At 71.9% G+C, this 22661-nt stretch carries 18 protein-coding genes and 1 pseudogene; 10 read left to right on the top strand and 9 right to left on the bottom strand.

Annotated elements, in window-relative coordinates; genetic code table 11:
* The first annotated feature begins 575 nt into the window (after positions 1-575).
* From KME75_RS25250 to KME75_RS25260, 3 genes are read left to right on the top strand one after another with little or no spacing between them, the layout of a single operon-like run.
* Positions 576-1940: a uracil-xanthine permease family protein gene (locus KME75_RS25250; RefSeq protein WP_219417370.1), complete on the top strand. Its 1365-nt coding sequence runs from the start codon at positions 576-578 to the stop codon at positions 1938-1940.
* 8 nt (positions 1941-1948) lie between these two features.
* Positions 1949-3376: an amidohydrolase family protein gene (locus KME75_RS25255; RefSeq protein WP_219417371.1), complete on the top strand. Its 1428-nt coding sequence runs from the start codon at positions 1949-1951 to the stop codon at positions 3374-3376.
* Positions 3373-4083, top strand: coding sequence for a sulfite exporter TauE/SafE family protein (locus KME75_RS25260; protein ID WP_219417372.1), 711 nt, complete (start codon positions 3373-3375; stop codon positions 4081-4083). Before KME75_RS25255 ends, KME75_RS25260 begins: the two co-directional genes overlap by 4 nt.
* Here the strand turns inward: KME75_RS25260 and KME75_RS25265 are convergent.
* Together KME75_RS25265 and KME75_RS25270 are read right to left on the bottom strand one after the other, a co-directional pair.
* Positions 4080-5123 carry a LacI family DNA-binding transcriptional regulator gene (locus KME75_RS25265; protein WP_219417373.1) on the bottom strand — a complete coding sequence of 348 codons (1044 nt, stop codon included), beginning with the start codon at positions 5121-5123 and terminating at the stop codon, positions 4080-4082. The two genes, KME75_RS25260 and KME75_RS25265, sit on opposite strands and share 4 nt — an antisense overlap.
* A 309-nt stretch (positions 5124-5432) precedes the next feature.
* Positions 5433-6419, bottom strand: a complete 987-nt coding sequence (locus KME75_RS25270; RefSeq protein ID WP_219417374.1) for a LacI family DNA-binding transcriptional regulator — start codon at positions 6417-6419, stop codon at positions 5433-5435.
* 130 nt (positions 6420-6549) lie between these two features.
* Here KME75_RS25270 and KME75_RS25275 point away from each other — a divergent pair, with 130 nt between their 5' ends.
* The 5 genes from KME75_RS25275 to KME75_RS25295 all read left to right on the top strand — a co-directional run bounded on the left by KME75_RS25275 (position 6550) and on the right by KME75_RS25295 (position 12882).
* Positions 6550-9255: an alpha-mannosidase gene (locus KME75_RS25275; protein ID WP_504739525.1), complete on the top strand. Its 2706-nt coding sequence runs from the start codon at positions 6550-6552 to the stop codon at positions 9253-9255.
* Positions 9246-10526: a substrate-binding domain-containing protein gene (locus KME75_RS25280; RefSeq protein WP_219417376.1), complete on the top strand. Its 1281-nt coding sequence runs from the start codon at positions 9246-9248 to the stop codon at positions 10524-10526. Before KME75_RS25275 ends, KME75_RS25280 begins: the two co-directional genes overlap by 10 nt.
* A gap of 16 nt (positions 10527-10542) precedes the next feature.
* Positions 10543-11493 carry a carbohydrate ABC transporter permease gene (locus tag KME75_RS25285; protein ID WP_219417377.1) on the top strand — a complete coding sequence of 317 codons (951 nt, stop codon included), beginning with the start codon at positions 10543-10545 and terminating at the stop codon, positions 11491-11493.
* Positions 11490-12323 (top strand): carbohydrate ABC transporter permease, encoded by an 834-nt coding sequence (locus tag KME75_RS25290; RefSeq protein WP_219417378.1) that lies wholly within the window; start codon positions 11490-11492, stop codon positions 12321-12323. Before KME75_RS25285 ends, KME75_RS25290 begins: the two co-directional genes overlap by 4 nt.
* Positions 12324-12720: 397 nt before the next feature.
* Entirely contained in the window at positions 12721-12882 is a 162-nt protein-coding gene (locus tag KME75_RS25295) for a hypothetical protein (protein ID WP_219417379.1), read from the top strand.
* Positions 12883-12985: 103 nt separating this feature from the next.
* Here the strand turns inward: KME75_RS25295 and KME75_RS25300 are convergent, their stop codons facing one another.
* Positions 12986-14422 carry a DUF8692 domain-containing protein gene (locus tag KME75_RS25300; RefSeq protein WP_219417380.1) on the bottom strand — a complete coding sequence of 479 codons (1437 nt, stop codon included), beginning with the start codon at positions 14420-14422 and terminating at the stop codon, positions 12986-12988.
* Between the two features lie 276 nt (positions 14423-14698).
* On the bottom strand, positions 14699-15151 hold the full coding sequence (locus KME75_RS25305; RefSeq protein WP_219417381.1) for a hypothetical protein: 453 nt from the start codon (positions 15149-15151) through the stop codon (positions 14699-14701).
* A 123-nt stretch (positions 15152-15274) separates the two neighbouring features.
* On the opposite strand from KME75_RS25305, the gene KME75_RS25310 reads away from it, so the two are divergent.
* On the top strand, positions 15275-16537 hold the full coding sequence (locus tag KME75_RS25310; protein WP_219417382.1) for an aminotransferase family protein: 1263 nt from the start codon (positions 15275-15277) through the stop codon (positions 16535-16537).
* An 81-nt stretch (positions 16538-16618) separates the two neighbouring features.
* Complete coding sequence (locus KME75_RS25315; RefSeq protein ID WP_219417383.1) at positions 16619-17257, top strand: cyclase family protein; 639 nt, start codon at positions 16619-16621, stop codon at positions 17255-17257.
* Here the strand turns inward: KME75_RS25315 and KME75_RS25320 are convergent.
* From KME75_RS25320 to KME75_RS25340, 5 genes and pseudogenes are all read right to left on the bottom strand, one after another.
* A pseudogene (locus KME75_RS25320) lies at positions 17245-17793 on the bottom strand (class I SAM-dependent methyltransferase); the annotation flags it as partial. The gene KME75_RS25315 and the pseudogene KME75_RS25320 sit on opposite strands and share 13 nt — an antisense overlap.
* A 186-nt stretch (positions 17794-17979) precedes the next feature.
* Positions 17980-19002, bottom strand: coding sequence for a glycosyltransferase family 2 protein (locus KME75_RS25325; RefSeq protein WP_219417385.1), 1023 nt, complete (start codon positions 19000-19002; stop codon positions 17980-17982).
* The gene (locus tag KME75_RS25330) at positions 18999-20054 is read right to left on the bottom strand and encodes an iron-containing redox enzyme family protein (RefSeq protein WP_219417386.1); all 1056 of its coding nucleotides are present in this window, start codon (positions 20052-20054) and stop codon (positions 18999-19001) included. Before KME75_RS25330 ends, KME75_RS25325 begins: the two co-directional genes overlap by 4 nt.
* Before the next feature lie 824 nt (positions 20055-20878).
* Complete coding sequence (locus tag KME75_RS25335) at positions 20879-21106, bottom strand: hypothetical protein (RefSeq protein ID WP_219417387.1); 228 nt, start codon at positions 21104-21106, stop codon at positions 20879-20881.
* Between the two features lie 545 nt (positions 21107-21651).
* Positions 21652-22554: an IS3 family transposase gene (locus tag KME75_RS25340; RefSeq protein ID WP_219417388.1), complete on the bottom strand. Its 903-nt coding sequence runs from the start codon at positions 22552-22554 to the stop codon at positions 21652-21654.
* Between the last annotated feature and the right edge of the window lie 107 nt (positions 22555-22661).

The raw sequence follows: 22661 nt of genomic DNA on the forward strand, positions 1-22661 counted from the left end.
GAGCTGTTGCGCATCTCGCGCGACACGCGGTCAAGCACGAATTGAGACCGACTCGTGATCAAGTGCTCGACGTACCCCTCATGTCACGAAGAGCAGTCACCATTCAGACTTGTGAATAAGCCCCCGGGCGGGAGGAGTTGGTCGGCGGGATCGACGCGGTCATGGTGGTGGTTCCTTCCTCCGAGGCGATGAACCGTCTTTTCCCATGACCCAGGATCCGGCCGGAGGTCCTTTCCGGGAATGGGGCCGCCCATACCGCACCGGAGGTCGACCCTCCCGGCGCCGAGGGGTCACCCCACGCTGCCGCCGGGGTCAACCCTTCCGACGCGCCGGCTCGGCCCGCCCGGCGTTCCCGGATCGCCTCCGCCGCTCGGAGGGCCCTTGACAGGCTTCGTGCCGTCGGTCACAGTTCCCAAAACGATTTGGGATGCAGTCGTCGGCCACCACCGTGCGCCCTGCGGCCACCCCCTGCACGAGCAGAAGACGTCTCTGCGGACCGTCCTGTCCGGCCCCGGCGACCGCGCGCTGCACCGGCGTGCTCCACGTCGCCCTCCGAGCCACAGAGGAGCTCGGCAATGTCCACACCGTGTACCCGTCATCCCGTCGACGAGATCCTGCCGCTACGTCGCCTGCTGCCGCTGGGTGTGCAACACGTCCTGGTCATGGCCGCCGCACCGATCTCGTCGGTGTTCCTGGTCAGCTCGGCGCTCGGCCTGTCGGCGGAGCTCACCGCCAACCTGATGAGCGCGACCTTCGTCCTCAGCGGTCTGGGAACGTTGCTGCAGTCGTTCGGACCGTGGAAGCTCGGCGCCCGGTTGCCGTTCGTCATGCTGCCCGGGGGCGCGCCCGTCGTGCTGTTCCTGATGATCGCGAAGGAACACGGGCTGCCCACCGCCTCGGGCGCGGTGATCCTCACCGGCGTCTTCTACTTCGTCGTCCTCCCGGTCTTCGCGCGGCTCCTGAAGTACTTCCCCACGGTCGTCATCGGGACGATGATCGTCATCATCGGCGTGAACCTGATCAAGGTCTCTGCGGTGCTGGTCACCGGCCAGCCGGGCAGCCCGGACTTCGCCGGCGCGGGGAACATCATGCTCGCACTGGGCACGATCGCGTTCACGGTGCTGTTCTTCCGGGTCCTGACGGGGGTGCTGCGCCAGCTGGCCGTGATGCTCGGGCTGATCGCCGGCACCGTGATGGCGGTGATCGCCGGGGCGGCCGAGTTCAGCAGTGCCGCCGACGGGCCGCTCGTCGCGCTGCCGCAGGTGATGCCGTTCGGGACTCCGCAGTTCAACGTCCTCGCGGCGCTTCCGCTGATGATCTTCAGCGTCGCGTCGATGGCCGAGGCAACCGGTCAGACCGTGCTCAACGGCGAGATCGTCGGGAAGGACGTCGTCGCCCGCCGGGACGCACCCAGGACCATCCGTGGTGACGCGATCATGTCCGTGCTGGGTGGCTTCTTCGGCACCTCGCTCATGGTCACCAGCGGCGAGAACATCGGGATCGTCCGGGCCACCGGCGTCCGGACCCGGTTCGTGACGGTCGCGGCGGGTGTGGTGCTCATCGCCATCGGGCTGTTCAGCCCGATCGGACGCCTGATGAACGGCATCCCGCACGCGGTCGTCGGCGGCACCGCCCTCATCGTGTTCGCGATCATCACGGTGCTCGGCGTGCAGATGCTGCGCCGTGTGGACTTCACCGACCACGCCAACCTCGTGATCGCGGCGACAGCGCTCGCCGCCGGGTTGCTGCCCATCCTGGCACCCGGCGTGTACGACCAGTTCCCGGACACCGCACGCATGCTGCTCGGCAGCGGTGTGGCCATGGGTGCCTTCGTCGCGGCCGGCATGAACGTCCTCTTCCACCACCTCCGGCGGCGCCCCGCGGAGGACACCGCACCGCGGACCGCCGCCGAGCACGCGACCCCCGACGAGTCGAAGTGAACGGAGCCATGCACACCGAACTCTCCCCCGAGACCCTCGCCGCCCCCGGCGAGCTCCTGCTGCTCCCCGAGATGCTGCTGCTGCCCGAGGGGCCGGTCCGCGAGCACGCCGTCGTGGTGTCCGACGGGGTCTTCCGCCAGGTGGGCCGCGCGGTCGACCTGGTCGCACGGAACCCGCAGCTCACCCCGATCCGGCTCGACGACCACCTGCTCATGCCGGGCTTCGTCGACACGCACCACCACCTGACCCAGAGCTTCGGCAAGCCCCTGGCCTTCGGGGAACCGTCGGAGATCTTCCGGCGGGTGTGGGTGCCGCTCGAACAGAGCCTCGACGAGGACGCGGCCTACCTCGCGGCGAAGCTCGCCGCGCTCGAGTCGCTGCGCGGCGGGTTCACGACCGTCTGCGAGGCCGGAACCCGCGCGGACGTCGACCTCGCCCCGCTCGCCACGGCGACCCGCGAGGCCGGGATCCGCTGCGTCCTCGGGCTCATCTGCAACGACGTCGCCCCCGACGGCGCCACCCTCGATCGCGTTGGCGTGATGCGCCGGGCGCGGGACCATCTCGCGCGGTTCGACGCCGACCCGCTGATCCACCCCTCGCTCGCGGTCTCGGTACCCGAGGCCGGGAGCGACCCGGTCCTGCACGACGCCTCGCGGCTGTGCGCGGAGGCGGGAACCGTCTTCCAGATCCACGTCAACGAGCACCTGGCCTCGGTCGAGCGGTCGATCGAACGCCGAGGCGTACGGCCGCTCGAGCACCTGCACGAGGTGGGAGCGCTCGGGCCGCAGGTGCTCGCCGCACACGCCACGCTGCTCACCCCGCAGGAAGTACGACTGCTCGCCGCCACCGACACGGCGGTCAGCTACAACCCGGTCGCGAGTGCGTGGAAGGGGAACGCGGTCGCGCCCGCCACGGCGATGGCCGCCCACGGCATCCGGTTCGGCATCGGCACCGACGCCACGCGGGGCGACGCGTTCCGGCTCCTCGACGCCGCCGAGACGGCCCAGCGACTGACCAGCGGACTGCAGTCCGGTGACTCGTCCTGCGGCGCGGGCTGGACCTGGCTGCACCACGCCACGGCCGGCGGCGCCGACGCGGCCGGCCTCGGCGGGACGACCGGCGAGATCGCGGTCGGGCACGCGGCGGACTTCCTCGTCGTCGACCTCGAGGTGCCCGAGATGCAGCCGTCCCGGGACCCGACCTGGGAGCTGGTGCGCCTCGCAGGCCGCGACCAGATCACCGCCGTCGTGGTCGCCGGTCGGCTGCGCCTGTGGCGCGGGTGGCCGCCGGACTGGGACGGCAAGGCGCTGGTCCGGGAGGCGGCGAAGGTGGCCCGCGACGTCGTCGACGCGGCCCCGATCCGGCGGCTGCACCCGCCGTCGGTGGAACACCGGCGCCGCCATGGCTCGCCGCGACCGGCACGGGACGCCGGGTGAGCACGGGCCTGCTCCTGCTCACGGCGGTCGTGGTCGTCGTGGCCGCCTTCGTCCAGGGCAGCACCGGGCTGGGCTTCGCCCTGATCGTCGCACCGGTGGTGGGGCTGATCGAACCGCGCCTGCTCCCGGTCCTGCTGCTCGTGCTGATGATCCCGCTCAACGGCTACGTCGCGTGGCGCGAACGCCACGCGATGGACACCGGCGGCGCGAGCTGGATCACGGCCGGACGGGTGGCCGGGACCGCCGGGGGACTGTGGGTCCTGTTCGCGGTGCCGGCCAGCGGGCTCAACCTGCTGATCGGCGGGTCCACCGTGCTCGCCGCGCTGGCCTCGCTGCTCGCCCCGTCCTTCGTGCCGGGCCGCCGCTCGCTGATCGCCGCCGGGGCCGTCACCGGCGTCACCGAGACGGCCACCGGGATCGGCGGCCCGCCACTCGCGCTGGTCTACCAGCACCGGCCGGCACCGGAGCTGCGCTCCACCATCGCGATCTGCTTCCTCGTCGGCGAGGTGATCTCCCTCGGACTGCTGGCCGCCACCGGGCAGGTCGACGGCGAGCAGCTCCGCACCGCGCTGATGCTCGTGCCCGCCCTCGGGCTCGGCGCGCTCCTGAGCCGCGCGGTCCACCACCGCGTCGACGGCCCCGTCATGCGGACGCTCGTGCTCGGGTTCGCCCTGGTCTCGGGTGTGGTGGTGCTCGTGCAGGGCTAACCGGTCGGGGTCGGCAGCATCGAGGACTCGCGCGGTATCAGCACCGGGGGCGGCCCCGCCACGGCGGGCCGCGAGGAGTCGCCGCGCAGGCGCTCCAACAGCAAGCCGACAGCGAGTGCGGACAGCTCGTCCAGGTGCATGTCGACCGCGGTCAGTGGCGGCCGGCAGGTGCGCGCCCGCACCCCGCTGTACCGGGTGACGACCCGGACGTCGTCCGGAACCCGCCGACCCTCTTCGGCGAGCGCGCGGACCGCTCCGACGGCGAACGCGTCCACCGGCGCGCAGAGGCCGTCCAGCCCCGGGTGGTCCCGCAGCAACGTCCGCATCGCCGCGTACCCGCCGTCCTCGCCGGCGTGTTCGTCCACCCGCGCCACGACGGCGTCGAGCCCGCGCTCGGCCACGAACCCGTCGTAGACCGCCGACATCTCCACGTACGAATGGCGGCGGCCGGCCCCGGTCAGCAGCGCGATGGACCGGCTGCCCTGGTCGTGCAGGTGGTCCAGCAGCAGACGCCCGGTCAGCGACGCCTGTGCGTCGACGTAGGGCACCTCGGCCTCGGCACCCGGCTGGCGCCCGATGCTGACCACCGGGATGCCGAGCTCGCGCAGCTGAGCGGTGGCCACGTCGTCCTGCTCGGGCTCCACCACGATCGCGCCGTCGATGTCGAACTGCGCCAGCGACGGCGTGGACTCCAGCGGCGGCACCAACACCATCGCGAACCCGTGCGTCAACGCCGCCTCGGCGGCTGCCGCGGCGACCTCCATGAAGAACCCCAGCCGCGACGCACCGCCGGCCACCGCCACCGGCATCGACGAGACCAGCCCGATCGTCCGGGCCGACCCGGCCCGGAGCCGCTGCGCCCGCAGGCTCGGCCGGTACCCCAGCTCCTGCGCCGCCGCGACGACCCGCTCCCGCGTGCGCGGATCGACATAGCCGCGGCCGTTCAACGAATGCGACACCGTCGTCGGTGACACCCCCGCCGCACGAGCCACGTCAACGATCGTCGGCCGCTTCCCCGACCTTCCCGCCGTCGCCAGCATGTCCTCCCGAGCTCGACCTTTGTGCCCGAACAGTACTTCGTCCCCGACCCGGGCCGACCCGTGCGAGTGGACCTTCGCCACCGGCGACCCGGAGCCCGGGTCATGGGCTGTGCCGCGTCCCGGGGTGCGCCGCGTCCGTCGTGCGGGTGCCGCTGCATGCCGCCGGCAGGTTGCGCCCGGGCCCACGTCCCGGCGCCGACCAGACGGGTGGCGTGTGACGCCGGCCGGGCAACCAGATCCGCGGTCCCAGATCCCGGCTGTCCACCGAGGTGCTGCCTGGGGCCGGGATCGCCGGCTCGATCGGCGGGGTCAGGCGGGGATCTCGCCCGATCCGCGTGGGATGAGCCGGGTGGGGAGCACATCGGTCCGGGCCGGGGCGTCGTCGCCGTCGATGCGGCGGAACAGCTGCTCGGCCGCGCGGCGCCCCATCTCCACGATGTCGTGCGCCACCACGGTGAGGGGCGGATCGAGCAGATCGGCGAGCTCGAAGTCGTCGAACCCGACGAGCGCCACGCGGCGCTCGGCGCCGGCGCGGCGCAGCGCGACGGTGGCGCCGATGGTGCTGACGTTGTTGGTGGTGAACAGGGCGGTAGGGGGAGCGGCGCCGGCGAGCAGGTCGGTGACCGCCTGCTCGGCCGCGGCCCGCCCCTCGCGGTCGAGCAGCACGAGCCGCTCGTCCGGCTCGACACCGGCAGCCCGCAGCGCGCTGCGGTAGCCGCGGACCCGCTCCCGGACGGTGTGCAGATCGGCTCCCGCGCCGATGACGGCGATGCGCCGATGCCCGCCCCGGACGAGGTGGTCGACGGCGGCCCGGGCGCCACCGTGGTCGTCGGCGAGGATCGCGTCGGCGGCGAGGTGGCGCGGCGGGCGGTCGACGAACACGAGCGGCATCCCGGTGGCCTGCTCGGCGGCGAGGAACGAGTGGTCGGCCCCGATGGGAACGACGAGCAGCCCGTCGAGGCGGCGCGAGGACAGGGCGAGCAGGGTGGCGCGTTCGCGCTCGGGGGTGCGGGAGCCCGCGGTGATGACGAGCGCGCCGTGGTGCTCGGCGACGTCCTCGATGCCCTGCACGAGCCGGTCGTGGAAGCGCGTCGAGGAATGTCGGAGGACGAGACCGATCGTCCCGGTCCGATCCTGCTGCCGGAGGTTGCGCGCCAGGTCGTTGCGGCGGAAACCGAGCTCGCGGGCGACCTCGAGGATGCGCTCGGCGGTGGCCGGCGAGACCCCCGGTTCGCCGTTCACCACTCGGGACACGCTCTTGACGCTCACCCCGACCCGGCCCGCGATGTCCTTCATCGTCGGCCGGGTGGGGCCTGCCTGCAGGGGCCGACCCCGAGCACCGTCCCTTGACAACGTCACCCCGGCGAGTGTGCACTACGTCAACGTTGACCGTCATCGTTGACGTACGTCGCTTCAGGAGGTCCTCATCACTGCCGCAGCCCAGGAGCGCCCGACGCAGCACCGTGTCGGCGTCGTCGTCCCCCATGTGCACTGGGACCGCGAGTGGTACGCGCCCTTCGAGGTGATGCGGTTCCAGCTCGTGCAGTTCTTCGACGAGCTGGTCGACACGATGGAGGCCGAGCCGGACCTCGCGGTCTTCCTGCTCGACGGCCAGGCCGTGATCCTCGAGGACTACCTGGAGATCCGCCGGTCGCAGCGCGACCGGGTCACCGCGCTCGTGCGGGCCGGGCGGCTGCGCCCCGGGCCCTGCTACGTCCAGCCCGACGAGTTCCACGTCTCGGGGGAGTCCCTCGTCCGCAACTTCCTCATCGGCTGCCAGGTGTCGCGGGAGTTCGGCTGGGTCATGCGCGAGGGGTACCTGCCCGACACCTTCGGCCACGTCCACCAGCTCCCGCAGATCCTGCGCGGCTTCGGCATCTCGACGTTCTACGCGATGCGCGGGTTCTCCCAGGACCTCGACGAGACGGGCAGCCAGTTCTGGTGGCAGGCCCCCGACGGGTCGCGCGTGCTCGTCGAGTGGCTGCACGAGAGCTACTCCAACAGCGCGGTGCTCAGCGACGACGCGGCCACGATGCAGCTGCACCACGGCGCGCTGGTGCGCTACGACTCGCTGCCCGAGCTGCTCGACCGGCTCGGCTCCCGCGCGCCCACGGGCGTGCTGCTGCTGCTCAACGGGGGCGACCACCTGCGCGTGCAGCACGGCGTGGCAAAGATGGTGCGCTCGCTGGACCGCGCCGTGGAGCCGGAGCTGCGCCTGGGCGGCCTCGAGGAGTTCTCCGAGCTCGTCGCGCAGCGCCCGCTGCCCGAGCGGGTGGAGACGGGCGAGCTCCGGTACGGGGTCAAGCACGACGTGTTCGACGGGATCGGCTCCACCCGCACCCCGATGAAGCGGCACAACGAGCGCACCGAGGCCGCGCTGGGCGTCGCCGAGCGGCTGGACGCGCTCGCCACCGCGACGGCGGGCGGCCGGTCGGCGCACGACTCCCTGCACCACGCCTGGCGCGAGCTGATCAAGAACTACGCGCACGACTCGATCTGCGGCTGTTCAGTGGACGAGGTCCACGCCGAGATGGAGACGCGGTTCACCAAGGTCGCCCAGATCGCGGGGGCGGTGACCGAGCACGCGCTCACCCGGCTCGCCCGGGCCGCCGCGGGCGACGGCGAGGGGATCCCGCTCGTGGTGGTGAACCCCAGCGCCTTCGCCCGCACCGGCCCGGTCACCGCCGAGGTCGTCCCGGACCTGGACGCCCCGCTGGGTACCCGGCGCTTCGGGTGGACGCAGGGCGCGGGCACCGACTGGTCGCGCTACCGGCTGCTCGACCCGGCGGGCCGCGCCGTCCCGTTCGCGGTGGAGCCCGCGCGGCAGGTGACGGTGGTCGACGCCCTGGACCGGCGCAAGGAGGTGCTGCGCGACCGGATCTCGTTCGTCGCCACCGACGCGCCACCGCTCGGCACGGCCGGCTACCGGCTGGTTCCGGGGGCCGGGGAGGCCGCCGAGTCGCCGTCGTCGACCCGCCGCGGGCCCGGCCTGCTCGACAACGGTGTACTGCGGGTCGAGGTCGCGCCGGACGCCACGGTGTCGCTGACGCGGCTCGGGTCGGGCGACACGTTCACCGGCCTCCTCGAACTGCTCGACGACGCCGACGCAGGCGACTCCTACGGCTTCGGACCGCTGCCCGACGACAAGCCGCTCTCCTCGCGGGACGTCGACTGGTCGGCCCCGGAACCGGCGGGGGAGCACGGCGTGGCGCTGCGCGGGGTCTGGACGGTGCCCGCGGCGCTCGGCCCGGACCGGCGCTCCCGCAGCGAGGACCGCGCCGCGCTCGCCGCGTCGGTGCTCCTCACACTGGCGCCGGGGAGCGACGTCGTCGAGGTCGCGGTGACGATCGACAACGCCGCGCGCGACCATCGCATCCGGCTGCGCGTGCCGACCGCGACCGGCGCGGGGGAGTCGCTGTCCGAGTCGGCGTTCGGGGTGGTCCGCCGCGGCGCGCTTCCCGACGGCACCGGCTGGCGCGAGGCCCCGTCGGGCGTGTTCGCGCTGCGCCGGTTCGTGGCCACCGAGGACGGCCGGCGTGGCCTGCAGATCCTCACCGAGGGACTGCACGAGTACGCCTGCGACGCCACCGGGACCGTGGACGTCACCGTGCTGCGGTCCGTGGGCTGGCTCGCCACCACCGGCCACCCGCTGCGCCCGCACAAGATCGGCCCCGAGCTCGCGACGCCGGCCGCCCAGTGCCCGGGCACGCACACCTTCCGGGTCGGTCTGCGGCCCTACGCGCCGGAACCCGGGTTCGGCCACCTCTACCGGGCCGCCGAGCGGTTCGCCGTGCCCCTGCTCGCCGTCGCCGTGCAGGGCGAGGCGCCCGGTCCGGTCCGGGAGGCGGCGGCCGGGCTGGCCGTCGAACCGGCCGACGTGGTGCTCTCGGCCGTCAAGACCGCCGAGGACGGCGAGGGGATCGTCGTCCGCGTCTTCAACAGCGCCGTGGCGGACCGCACGGCGGTGCTGCGGCCCGGGTTCGCCGTGCAGGGCGCGTGGGCGTGCGACCTCGAGGAGAATCGGGTCGCGCCGCTGCCCTTCGACGACGGGGCCGTGCGCCTTCCCCTGCGGGGCGACGAGATCGCGACGGTGCGGCTCGTGCCGTCGGAAGGAGGGCAGCGATGGAGCTGACCATGAGCCGGCGGCAGCTGCTGCGGCTGGCCGCCGCGACGGGGGCGGTGTCACTCGTTCCCGCCTGCGGGGGCGGCGACGCGGGCGCGGTGACCTGGCAGGCGATTCCGTCCTACTCGCTGCAGGGGACCGACCCGGACCGGGTCGAGTACCTGCAGCGGACGCTCGCCGCGTTCCAGGCGGGGGCACCGCTGCCGATCGAGCCGCAGGTGAGCACGGCCGACACCGCGGCCGCGATGGCCAAGCTGCTGCTGCAGGCGTCGCAGGGCCGCGCACCGGACGTCGCCCAGGTCGACGGGTACGTCTTCGACCGGATGGCCGAGTACGCGCACCCGCTGGACCGGCAACTCGCGGACGCCGGACTGGTCGTGGACGACTGGTTCCCCAGCCTGCAGCCCGTCATGACGTCCGAGGACGGGAGCGTGCGCTCGTTGCCGTTCACCACGGACGTCCGGGTGCTGTACCACCGGCTCGACGTCGTGCCGACGCCTCCGGCCACCTGGGACGAGCTGATCCGGATGGCCAAGCCACTGACCGAGCAGGACCTGTACGTGTTGTTCCCCGCGGGCCGCAGCGAGGGCTCCGTCGCCACGACCGTGTGGCCGCAGTACTGGGCGCAGGGCCTGGACCTGTTCGCGGAGTCCGGAGATCTCACGTTCGACGCGGGTGCCGGCTATCGGGCGATGCAGGACACACTCGGGGTGGTGCAGCGCTGCGTCGCAGAGGGCGTCACGCCCACGCGCGTGGCGACGTTCGGCAGCGAGGACAACATGAACGCCGACATCGTGGCCGGGCGCGTGTCGATGTTCCTCGGCGGGAGCTGGCAGGCCTCGTCGCTGAACAACGCGCTGCCGGAGAAGAACTTCTTCGAGACCTGGGGCGTCGCGCCCCTCCCGAGCATCTCGGGGGAGCGGCACGTCACCACCGCGGGCGGCTGGGTGTGGGCGGCCTTCGCCGAGCAGCCGCGGCAGGTGGACGTGGGGATCGACTGGGTCGTGGAGGCCTACGTCGGGGACGAGGGGATGGCCGCGTGGTGCACGGCGGGCGGGTACCTGCCGCCCCGGCAGAGCGTCTACGACAACCCGGCCTACGAGCAGAACCCGTTCACGCCGATCTTCCGGGACCACCTCGCCGAGTACGCCCGGACCCGCCCCGGCAACCGCAAGTACCTCGACGTGTCCAACAGCATGCAGATCGCCCTGTCCAGCGTCGCCTCGGGGACGGCCGGGGCCGAAGAGGCGCTGGAGCAGGCGCTCTACCGCATCGTCTGACCAGGTGAGGACCTCAATGGCCACATCGCTCGCTCCGCCGACCACCAGTGGGCACGAACCGGACACCCGTGCGCCGCGGCTGCGTGCCTGGCCGTACCTGCCCTGGCTGCTCCCGCTGGGTCTGCTGCTCGCGCTGGTGCTCGTCTATCCGCTCGTCGAGATCATCCGGCTGAGCTTCACCGACGCGAGCCTCGTGTCGGGCGAGCCCTACGACGTCACGGTCGATGCCTACCGGTCCCTCGTGCAGGGCAGCGACTTCCGGGAGACGCTCGGCACCACGTTCGTGTTCGTGCTGTTCAGCACCGTGTTCCAGATCCTGCTCGGGTTCGCCGCGGCGCTGCTCGTGCACGGCGCGGAACGCCGCGGGCTGCGCGGCACCGTGCTCACCCGCACCACCGTGATGACCGCGTGGGCCGTGCCCGGCGTGATCATCGGCGTGATCTGGAGCCTGCTCTACCAGGAGACCGAGTCCGGGATCCTCAACTACGGCCTGTCGCTGATCGGGTTCTCCGGGCAGACACCGTTCCTGTCCGATCCGGAGCTCGCGCTGACGTCGGTGATCGTGGCCAACGTCTGGCGGGGCACCGCGCTGTCGATGATCCTCTGCTACGCGGGGTTGAAGACCATCCCCGAGGACGTCTACGAGGCCGCCCGCATCGACGGGGCGGGTGCCGTGGCCGCGTTGTTCCGGATCACCGTGCCGATGATGCTGCCGATCCTGTTGACGAACCTGGTGCTCGTCACCGTCGAGACGTTCAACACCTTCGACATGGTGCTGTCGCTCACCGGCGGGGGCCCGGGCAATGCGACCACGGTGCTCGCGCTCGATCTCTACGACCAGATGTTCCGCCAGCTCAACCTCGGCCGCGGCGCGGCGATGGCCGTGGTCCTGATGCTGATCAACGTCGTGATGATCGCCCTGTACTTCCGGCTGGTGGAGCGGACCGAGAGGACGGCTTCCCGATGACGCGCAACCGCCTCACCGACCTCGCCTACTACGCAGGGCAGGCGCTGTTGGCCCTGGCGTTCGCCTTCCCGCTGCTGTGGGTGCTGTCGCTGTCGCTGAAGAGCGGCCCGGAGACCCTGCAGTCGCCGCCCACCCTGCTGCCGCAGGACCCGCAGTGGGGCAACTACGGTGTGGTCCTGGATACCACGCCGATCGGGCGGTACCTGCTGAACTCGCTGTTCCTGGTGGTCGTGACCGTCGGGGGCGCGCTGCTCGTCGCGGTCCCGGCGGCCTACGGGCTGTCGCGGTTCGTCTTCCCGGGCCGCCGGGCCTACTCGCGCGGGGTGCTCGCGGCGCAGCTGATCTCCCCGCTGATCATCGTGGTGCCGCTCTACCGGCTGTTCGTCGGGGTGAACCTGGTGGACAACTACCTGGGGCTCGTCCTCATCCTCGTCGCGATCATCGCGCCGTTCCTGACGTGGTTCCTCAAGACCTACATCGACACGGTGCCGACGGCCCTGGACGAGGCCGCACTGATCGACGGCTGCTCCCGGTTCCGGGCGGTCGTCTCGGTGATCGTGCCCGCGATCCGGCCGGGCATCGCCTCGGCGGCGGTGCTCGGCGGGGTCACCACCTGGTCGCAGTTCGCCGTGCCGTTCATCCTGCTCGACTCACGCGAGCTGTTCCCCGTCTCGGTCGGGGTGGTCAACCTCCAGCAGACCGCGGGCGAGATCACCACGCAGTACCTGGCGGCCGGCAGCATTCTCGCCGTCGCCCCGGTGATCGTCCTGTTCGTCGTACTGCAGCGCCAGATCGTCGGCGCGCTCACCGCCGGGGCGGTGAAGGGCTGACCGACGGCTCGGGGCTACGCGAACACCGCAAGCGCGCTCAACGTCGCAGACACCGGGTCCTCGGAGGGAAAGAAATGCGGACCCGGATATGACGAGAGCAGACCATTCAGTCGTACTACTCCAGGTGCGGAGGAACCAGCAGATGTGATGGCGACGGCGGCGACCGGCGAGTGAGCGTTACCAGGTGGCTGGAAGGGATCACCCAGGTCGCACCCGGAAAGTGCAGGCAGCAGGATCCGCCGAATTCATGATCGCAAGTCGTCATCCGGGGGAACAGTGGCACCGCGGCGTGGACCAATTGGGTGCTCCACTTTGCCGTCCTGGGCATTTCCGGTGGCGCCGGGTAGGCTCGCTCGAACTGTGCGACGGACTCCGAGGCGGGAGTGGAGGAGCGCCGATGCCGAGGTGGCTGTGGGGCCTGATCGTTCTGATCGTGATCCTGCTCTTCATCGTTCCGGATCCCTCGGGAGCCGGAACCGTGCTCGGTAATGCGATCACCGCCCTGGTCACCTTCATCCGGGAAACCATCAACAACATCGATGCGTTGCGGCTGGTGTGAACCTGCGAGCCGGTTGCGCGCTTTCGATCCCCTCTGATTCCGACGATCTGCCGATCGGGAGCGGGTGCACCACCTCGTGAATGTGGACACCGGCGCGAGCGTGTCAGCGACGCGGGTGGCCACGGGCCGGAACAGCGCGGTGGCGACCTCGGTGGCGTTCCTGGAATCCGGCTGACGCGATGTAGCCGAGGTGGACGGCCGCGCCGGAAAGGCCGACCGTCAGCGCACTGGCCGCGGCGGCGATCAGCACGAGCGCGGCGATGTTCTCCCCGAGCTCTTCGAGGTGGTAGAGCAGCGCGAACGCGAGGCCTTCAGCACCGGCCTGCATCAGCAGCCCTTGGGCGAACTCCAGGCCGAGTGCGCAGGTCAGCAGCGTGCCGATCCCCAGGACGAGCAGGACGCGCGGTCGTCCCCGGGTACGGACGGCGAGCCGCACCACGGCCGCGGCGACGGCCGCGCCGACGAGCAGACCCGGTACCAGCCAGGCGAACGGGTAGGAACCCGTGTCGACGACGCGCCGGGCGAGTACCTCCGTCCGCTCGTGCAGGGCGGTGTGGTCGTCGAGTGACAGCGCCGCCAGCAGCAGGGCCGTGACGACCCATGAGAACGCCGCGGGTGCGGCCGCGGCGTGAGCCACGGCCGCGACGACCAGGTGGGCGAGGGCGGCGAGCAGGAGCAGCGTGGAGCTCCACCAGGTGGGGAGGTTGTCCTCGACGAGTACGTCGAGCAGCACGCGCATCTCGTGGAAGCCCGGTCCGAGAGACGGAGCGCTCAGGACCGCGACCAGACTGGCCGCAGAGAGTGCCGCGGTCACGCCGACCAGCACCGCGGCGGCGCGCCGAGCGGGCGGCAGGTGCCCGGCACCCGAGGGCGGGCGCCGCCCGCTCACACGCAGCCCGCCGCCCACGCGGTCGACCGCGATCGCGGACATCGCGGCGGCCAGGACCAGCAGCGCGCCGACGTTCTCCCCGAGCTCCGCGGCGTGGGTGACGGCGACGTGCTCCACGCTGCCCACCGGAGTGCGGTCGGAGACGCGCTGCACGAGGAACGTCCCTCCCACGGCGGAGAGCACGAGCAGCACGACGGCGGCGCCGACCAACGCGCCAGCCGACCCGCCCAGGCCGACGGCGACCGGGATCATCACGCCGAGAGCTGCGCCACCCATCACCAGCAGCAACCCGTCGAGCGGTCCGGTGGACCCGAGCAGCAGAGCGAGCCGTGCGTGTACCGCAGTGTGCTCCACGAGCGACATCACGAGCAGCACGACCGCACCCACCGCCCACATGACCGCGTCCCGCGCCCGCGACGCGAGCGAGACCAGGCACGCGGCGGCGAGCCCGGCTGCCGACGTGGTGAGCAACGCGGTGCTCCACCACGTCGGCAGGTTGGACTTCCGGGTCGCGTCGAGATAGGCGCCGCCCAGCAGCCGTTCGCCGCCCGGTACGCCCGTCACCGCGCTGAGGACGACGATGGCCGCGCTCGTGACTGCGGCGGCGATGACGCACCACACCGCGGCGGTGAAGCGGCGCGCACCGGGCATGGGGCAGCAGGCTACGGGCGGAACATGAGAGCAGGTGCTGATCGGCCCGTCCGACTTCGGGGCGTGTCGGGCGAGGGCGAAGCTGCCGCCGGTGTTGCACCGCGAGGTGTCGCGCGCTGACAGCGGCGGGCCCTACCTGAACTGGCTGACGCCGCAATGTTGAAACTCGTCATCAACATCCTGACGACCATCGTCACATTCCACGGCATGGGAGCCCGCAGCCCGCTGGTGCCGCTTGCCTTTCGACACCCCGGCGGACTCCGCGCGAGCTCCGACTCACCCGTCGCGCCCTGCGAGCGTGCTGAGGTACTCCCGGGCCGCGTCCAGCGTGGGCACCCTCGTGTGGCCACCGTCGGGCGACCGGATGGTCCACATGTGGCCTCGACGGATCACGTGGTAGGTCGCGCCGTTGACCTGGGCCGTGTAGCCGTCCGCGGGGTTGCTCGGGTACGGCTCGAGCTGGATCACTGCCACCTCCCGAATCACGTTCGGGCGGGAAGGTGCGAACGGATCGCGCCGGTGGACCGGTCGAGCGTTGCAGCGCGGCCTGATCCCGCCCGTGAGCGGCGCCGTCACCACGGCGGGTGCGGCCTGCCACCACGTCGGCGCGCTCGGAGTAGTGATGTCGTCGGTACCGTCGACGACCGCGCGGGCCAGGTCGGTGAGACGGAGGTGGGTTCGCGCGGTTACCGGGCTGAGGCTGCCGGCGTCGACCTGGAACACGTTCATCCGACGAACCGGCGCCGTCGACCAGGACCGAGGGTGGCATCGGCCTGTAGCAGGGCGTGGTCGTGCCGATCTCGAGCGCGGCCGAGTGGCGTGGTCCTGTCCGCAGCTCCACCATGGGCACTCATGTCTCCGACCAGCGCCGCTGATTCGGCTCTCTGGCACCCGTTCGCCGATATGGCGACGGTGCGGGAGCAGGAGCTCGTCATCGTGTCGGGCGATGATGTCTGGGTCTGGGACGACTCCGGCCGACGCCTTCTCGATGGCACGGCGAGCCTGTGGCATGCCAACGTGGGGCATGGGCGGCGGGAGATCGCGGACGCGGTCGCCGATCAACTCCGCCGGATCGAGACCTATCAGGCGTTCGGTGACCTCGTCACCGAGCCCGCCCGCGCGCTGGCGGCGCGGCTGGCCGCGCTCGCCCCGATGCCCGAGGCCAAGGTGTTCTTCGGCAGCGGAGGCAGCGACGCGATCGACACCGCGGCGAAGCTGGCCCGGGCCTACTGGATCGAGCGGGGCCGACCGGAGCGGACGCAGCTGATCGCGCGGACGGCGAGCTTCCACGGCGTCCACGGGTACGGCACCAGCATCGGGGGAACGGGCATCGGTGCCGGGGTCGGCGGCCTGGTGCCGGGCGCGTCGCTGGTGCCGCACGACTCCGTCGGGGCGTTGCGGGCCGAGCTGGAGCGCATCGGAGCGGACCACGTGGCCGCGGTCTTCGTCGAACCCGTGATGGCGCCCGGCGGGGTGTACCTCCCACCCGAGGGCTATCTGGAGGCTGTGCAGGCGCTGTGTGACGACACGGGCGTCCTCCTCGTCGTCGACTCGGTCGTTTGCGCGTTCGGGCGTCTCGGCACCTGGTTCGGCACCGAGCGCTGGAACCTCCGGCCGGACATGGTCTGCTTCGCGAAGGGCGTTACCAGTGGGTATCTGCCGCTCGGTGGGGTGGTGGTGTCGGGGCGGGTGGCCGAGCCGTTCTGGTCCCGTCCCGGCGGTCCGATCTTCGCCCACGGCGTCACGTATGCGGGACACGCCACCTGCTGCGCTGCCGCGATGGCCAACCTCGACCTGCTCGAGCGCGACGGGCTGCTGGCCAGGGGGCGAGATCTTGAGCGCCCGCTGCTGGAGGCGCTGACCGGGCTGGCCGACCATCCGCTGGTGGCCCGGATCCGCGCCGGGGTGGGGCTGCTCGGCGCGGTTGCACTCGCCCCCGATCTCCTTCAGCGGGAACCTTCCGCGCCGGCGCGGTTGTACGAGCTGGTCCGGGACGCCGGTGTTCTGGTGCGACCGGTCGGTGACGGGGTCGCCGTGGCACCGCCGCTCACCGTCCAGGTGGAGCACCTCGAGCAGATCGGCACGGCCGTTCGGGCGGGTCTCGACGGCCTCTGAGACGTCGGGCGCCGGTGTGAGCCGGCGGACCTCGGGAGAATCCGTCAGCGCTTACTCATTCCGTCGGAGGTCGATGTGCCCATGCTGGACGTGACGGTCGCGCTGCGGCCCCGGAAGGTGCCGCTGTACCCCGGCGACACGCCGCTCGAGCTGGGGCACGTGCAGTCGTTCTCCGCGGGTGACGGGCGCAACGTGTCCCGGTTGCAGTGCTCGGTGCACGCCGGGACGCACGTGGACGGGCCCGCGCACTACCTCGACGGGGCGCCGGGCGTCGAGGCCGTGCCGCTGAACGCGCTGATCGGGCGCACCTGGGTGGCGGACGCGACCGGCGTGGAGCAGCACGTCGACGTCGCCGTCCTGGACGGCCTCGACATTCCTCCCGACGCCGAACGGGTCCTGTTCCGTACGCGCAACTCGCGCCTCTGGGACGAGCCGCGCTTCACCCCCGACTTCCTCGCCCTGCGCGAGGACGCGGCCCAACGCCTCGTCGAGCGCGGCGTGCGCCTGGTCGGCATCGACGGCCTGTCGATCGCCCCGTACAGCGACCAGACGCCCACCCACGTCACGCTGCTGAGCGCCGGCGTCGCCGTGGTCGAGACCCTCGACCTGCGGCGCGTCGAGCAGGGGTGGTTCGACCTCGTGTGCCTGCCGCTGCTGCTGCCCGGCGCGGACGGTGCCCCGGCCCGCGCGGTGCTCACCCCGAGCGCTCAGGCCCGGTAGACCGTGACGTGGTTGCGGCTGGTCGCGGTGTAGGGGCGGCGGCGCCAGTCCTCCCACCGGTCCTCCCGGCGCAGTCCCGCCAGCCGCGCCATCAGGTCCAGCTCCGCGGGCCAGGCGTAGCGGTGGTTGGCCGGGAAGGCCTGTAACCCGTCGGGCCCGCAGAACAGCTTGGTGGTGCGCATGTGCTGCTCGACCGGGTCGAGCTCGGCGGCCTCGAGGACGACGCGGCGGTCGTCGATCGAGATGATCCGCAGCGCCCGTCCGGCCCGGAAGTCCCCGACGTCGGGCACCCACGCCTCGACGACGAACCGTCCGCCGTCGCGCAGGTGCGCCGCGGCGTTGCGGAACGCCTCGACCTGGGCGTCCTGCGACGGCAGCGCGTAGACGGTGTTGGCGGCGAGCACGACGAGCGCGAACTCCCCGGGGACGCGGGTGTCGGCGAAGTTCCCGACGGCCACGGGGAGCTCCGCGCCGCCGGGCTTGCCGCGCAGCTGCTCGACCATCTCCGGTGAGCCCTCGATCCCGTGCACGTCAGCCCGCGCGCGACGAGCGGGAGGGCCAGGCGCCCCGTCCCGATCCCGAACTCGAGCACCGGCTCGCCCGCTGCCAGCTCGGCGAGCACGGCGACGGCCGCCTCGGTGTCGGTCGGGAACGCCGACGCCGCAAGCGTGTCGTACACCGCGCCGATGTGGCGGCCGTACTCGCCGGGGTCGAAGTCGGGCTCAGACATGCGCGGGCACGGCCTCGGGTGAGGTCGCGGCAGCGGTGGACACCTGCCCGGCGAGCAGTCTGCGGCGCAGCTCCCGCGGTGACGTCGCGGCCCGGCGCAGCCTCCGTCCGGCGTAGGGGACGCCGCCGCGCAGCCTCCACCACAGCGCAACCCACATGCAGACCCCGCGTTCGAGCACCCACAGCGGCGCGAGCAGTGCGCTGGACGCCGGGTACACCTTCGTCCCCCCGCCGCGGCGCCTGCCGATCTCCGCCCACGCGATCACGGCGGCGAGCACCGCGAGCAGCGGACCACGCCTGCGCTGCGCGACCGCCGCGGCGACCAGGGGAAGCAGAGCCAGCGCGGCCATCAGGTGCGCGGGGCGGGCGAACTCGTCGTAGGCCTGGCGTACCCGCTGCCCCAGGAAGTGGCGGGTGTCGGGTGCGCGGCGCAGGACGAAAAGGTCCAGCGGCCACACCGCGCGCCCGCCCGCGGCTTCGACGGTGCGCACCAGCTCGAGGTTCTCGAACAGCACGTCGCCGTCGTAGCCGCCGCCGACCCGGGTGAGCGCGGAACGCCGCAGCGCGAGCGTCCCGGGCCAGTCGGCGCCGAGCGCCCGGTGGATCAACGTGCGCGCGGTGTCGTAGCGCGCGTGCCAGGGCATCGGGTCGTAGTGGTTCGCCGGCGCGACGAGGTCCGCGGAGTTGAGCAGCGCGAGGGCGCGGCGCAGCCCGGGGAGGTCCCAACGCACGTCGTCGTCGGCGACGACCACCCCATCGTGCCCGGCGAGCCGCAGCCCGGTGAGGACGCCCCACACCTTGCCGTTGGCGCACTCCCGGGCGGGGTCCGGCCGCACGTGCCTCACGGGTGGCCCCCACCAGGACCGGTGGAGCGCCCAGATCGGCGGGGCGGACCCGTCGACGACGATCACCTCCGCAACCCGGTCCGCCAGCCACCGGACGTGGTCGCGTAGCTCCGGGTCGGCGACGGCGGCCTTGAGCGGCAGGACGTAGCTGAGTGGAAGCCGGTCCGTCATGCCGGCGGCCCGGCGGTCGCCGTCGTCGACAAGGGCGCGCGCAGCGAGGTACGACCCTGCTGCCAGGCGTCGAGCAGGGCGTCGGAGACCGCGCCCTCCGCGGCCATCGCGGAGCGCGCACCGAACAGGATGTCGCCGGACAGCCGCGGGTCCTGTGCGGCGAGTCCGCCGGCGAGGTCGCGGGCGGCGACGCGTTCGTGGTGGGCGTCCGCGACGACGTGGACCTCGAAGAAATGCCGTGCCCCCGGCCCGAACCCCAGCCGTCGCAGCGCCTGGCTGTAGCGGCCCATCGGCTCCACCGACGTCATCTCGAACAGCGCGAGGTGCCCGACGAGTGCACCCCGCCACCGGCGGTGCAGCCCGAAGAAGGAGATGACGTTCACCGCCGCCAGCGTCGGCGCGGGCAGCACATCCAGGTAGGCGCCGTAGCGGCAATCGAGGCCCAGCGCCTTCATCGTGAGCGCGAACAGGTTCTGGTGCATGTCCCGCTCGCGGCCCTCGCCGTACTCGTCGGCCTGCACCTCCACCATGGCGGCCTTGGCGCTGCCCACGAGCCGCGGGATCGCCCAGGTGTGCGGGTCGGCCTCCTTGAGCTGGTAGGCCGATCGGTGCACCGCGAACTCCCGCATCTGCTCGAGCGTCCCCTCGACGGCGAGGAACGCCGACAGCGAGCGTCCGCCGGCGCCGTCCGCCATCGCGTACAGCCCGGCCACGACGTCGTTCGGGCCGTCATCGCCCCCCACGGCGGCGCGGAGCCCGGCGAGCTGGGCGTCCTCGAGGTCGCGGCGTACGGCGAGCAGCGACGGCTCCCACTCCCACTCCTCGTCGACGCCCTCGAACCCGCGGTAGTGCAGTTCGTAGAGCGCGTAGAGAGCCAGTGCGGCGTCCTCGTCGGTCAGCGGGTCGCCGGGTGCCCCGCGCGGCCGGACGACGGCGTGCACCGGCCGGTCGAGCACGCTGAACAACCACTCCGTCAGCGGACCACGCGCCGACGGCGGGCGTCCCGGCTCGAGGTCGGCGGGTTCGGCGACCGAACCGTAGGCCACTGTCATCCGGCACCTCCTGCTCCGAGGCTGTGAGCCATCTCCGCATACCCCGGGCGTCCCGCTTGATGCCCAGGACTGCCGTTTCACCGACCGGGTAACGGTTCGGCATGCAGGGGGAGGCGTCGGCAGCCGGGCTGGTGGCAGGCGCGTGCGTCCGCGGGAGCGCCGGCATGCTCTGTCACGGTGCCCGCTCCGAGCGCTGCGACTCCGCGGGGCACATCGGGGGCACACGCACGAGAACGGCGGTTGACGCCGCGAGACGCCCAGAGGCGTCACCGCAGGTCAACCGCCGTTTCCCCGATTCCTCAGTGGAACGGGTGGATCACACGTCGTAGTAGTGGGCACCGCGCCGCTCTGACCAGCGTAAACAAGGGCTGATGTGTGGCTCGGGGCACATTCGGGGCACATCTGGCGACGGCGTTCGGCTGTCGCTTGTCCACGTCTCTGTGCTGATGCGCTCGCCGCGACCACGCCTCCGGCGAAGGCACGTCGGCCGACGTGCGCGGGAGTTCTCGGCCCGGAGCGCTACGTTGGAGCGGTGGCCAGAGCTGTTGCCGTTCGGAGTCCAGGCCGGCGGAAACAGGAGCGCGGGGTGGAGGGACCGTATGCACGACTATCCGCTACATCGACCGGTCCAGGCTCCTTGCCTATGCTGCCAAGTGGAATCCGACTTCCGCTTCACCTCGGCGCACAACCAGGTTGTGTGCCGAGGCTGCGAGCGCCACCAAGGTGACTCCGTGTCCAAGGCGATCCAGCGCGACCGTGATCACGTGACCCTGTGGCGATCGGAGCTCGCCGTCCACGAGGAAGATGCGGCAGAGCGCGAGAGTTCACTTCGACGGAGCGTCGCTGATCGCGAAGCTGCCCTTGCGCAATGCCGTGTGGAGAACCGCGACCTCCGCGAGACGGTTCGGCGAGGATTTGAGGAGGCTCCGCTTCCGGCTGTCGAGCGGTGGCTTGTCGGTGAGGAGATCCAGGAAGCAAGTCGGCGCCGCGACGCGGCGTACCGGTCCCGCGACTACGCTTTCCAACTGATCTGGGCACTGGCTCGGCTTCACGGTCCCGACGATAATCGGGCGTCGTTCTGTCGCTGCGGCAGCGTGCTTGGGCGTTGTTCTGAGGGGCGTGCACTCGCGCCGGGGATGGAGATGCTGCGCCGGTGGGAAGCGCAGCAAATCGATCGGCTGGACCGCGGGCTGGAGTGCGGGTTGCCGGACGACCACCCGGAGGTGCGTAAGCGCGGCTGTAGGCCGCGGAGATGGTGGCAGACGGGCTAAGGACTCGCCGGTGGGGCCCGGCGCTGAGCTGGTGGCAACTGTCGCCAGCAACGCGGGCAGTGCGTCAGCGTTGGGGCCCGAAGTCCTCAGGGGAACGCCTGACTCTGGTGGGTCCGTTGGAGCGGCCACGGTCGCCGGCAGCCGGGGTTGCGCGGCGAGTAGGTGGTTGGAGCGTGGTCGGTGCCGGGAGCTTGCGGAACGCGGCGTCGATGATGTCCTTGGTGCGGCTTTTGTGGTCGGGCAGCAGGTGGGTGTAGGTCCGGAGGGTGAAGCCGGGATCGGAGTGGGCGGCCCTGCATTTTCCGGACAGGTGTTATGGGTCTTGATTACGCTGCGAGCTGCTGATTCAGGTATTCGTCGTGGACCTCTTTAGGGGTCCGGTAGCCGAGCGCGGAGTGCAGACGCTTGGTATTGTAGCGGAACTCGATGTACCTGGCGACATCTGCGCGGGCGTGTTCGCGTGTTGGGTAGACGGTGCGGTTGATTCGCTCGACCTTGAGTGCGGCGTTGAACGATTCGGCCTGGGCGTTGTCGAAACACGATCCGGTGCGGCCGACGGATCTGCGGATTCCCAGTGTTGCGGTGGCTGCCGCGAACGCACCGCTCGTGTATTGCGTGCCGCGGTCGGAGTGGAAAATCGCCTGATCGGCGAGCGAGTAGTTGCGGGCGGCCATCGCGAGGGCGTCGATGACCAGGTCCGCGCGCATGTGGTCGGCGAGGGCGTAGCCGATGCAGGCCTTGGTATGGCAGTCGATCACCGTGGCCAGGTACAACCAGCCCTCCCAGGTCGGTAGGTAGGTGATGTCGCCGACCAGCTTGGTGCCCGGCGCTGTGGCGCTGAAGTCTCGGCACACGAGGTCGGGGATCGGGGCGGCGTCGCCGGCGATGGTGGTCGTCGGCCGCCAGGGCCGGGGCTGGCACGGGACCAGGCCCAGCTCGCGCATGATCGCGCGGACCAGCTCGGGACTGCACCGCTCGCCCTGGCGGGCCAGGGCGGCGTGGATCCGGCGGTGCCCGTAGGTCTGCTCGGAGTCGTGAAGATCCATTCGATGAGGGTCGCGAGGTGGTCGCGGCGGAGCGTGGTCGCCGAGGCCGGCCGGTCGCGCCACTCGTAGTAGCCCGACGTCGACACCGCCAGCCAGGCGCACATCGTGTAACCATTCACGTCCCGAGGCCGGGATCTCATGGCGTGTCGTTGCGTGATCTCGCCGCCGCGGTGTGCTGATCATGTGGGGTGTCCCGGTCGGAGCAGCCGTCGCGCGAGGAGCTCGTCGCGTTGGTCGAGCAGCAGGCCCGGCTGATCGCTGAGCAGGCCGCGCGGATCGAGGCGCTACAG

Source organism: Pseudonocardia nigra (genome assembly GCF_019396355.1).
Lineage (GTDB): Bacteria > Actinomycetota > Actinomycetes > Mycobacteriales > Pseudonocardiaceae > Pseudonocardia > Pseudonocardia nigra.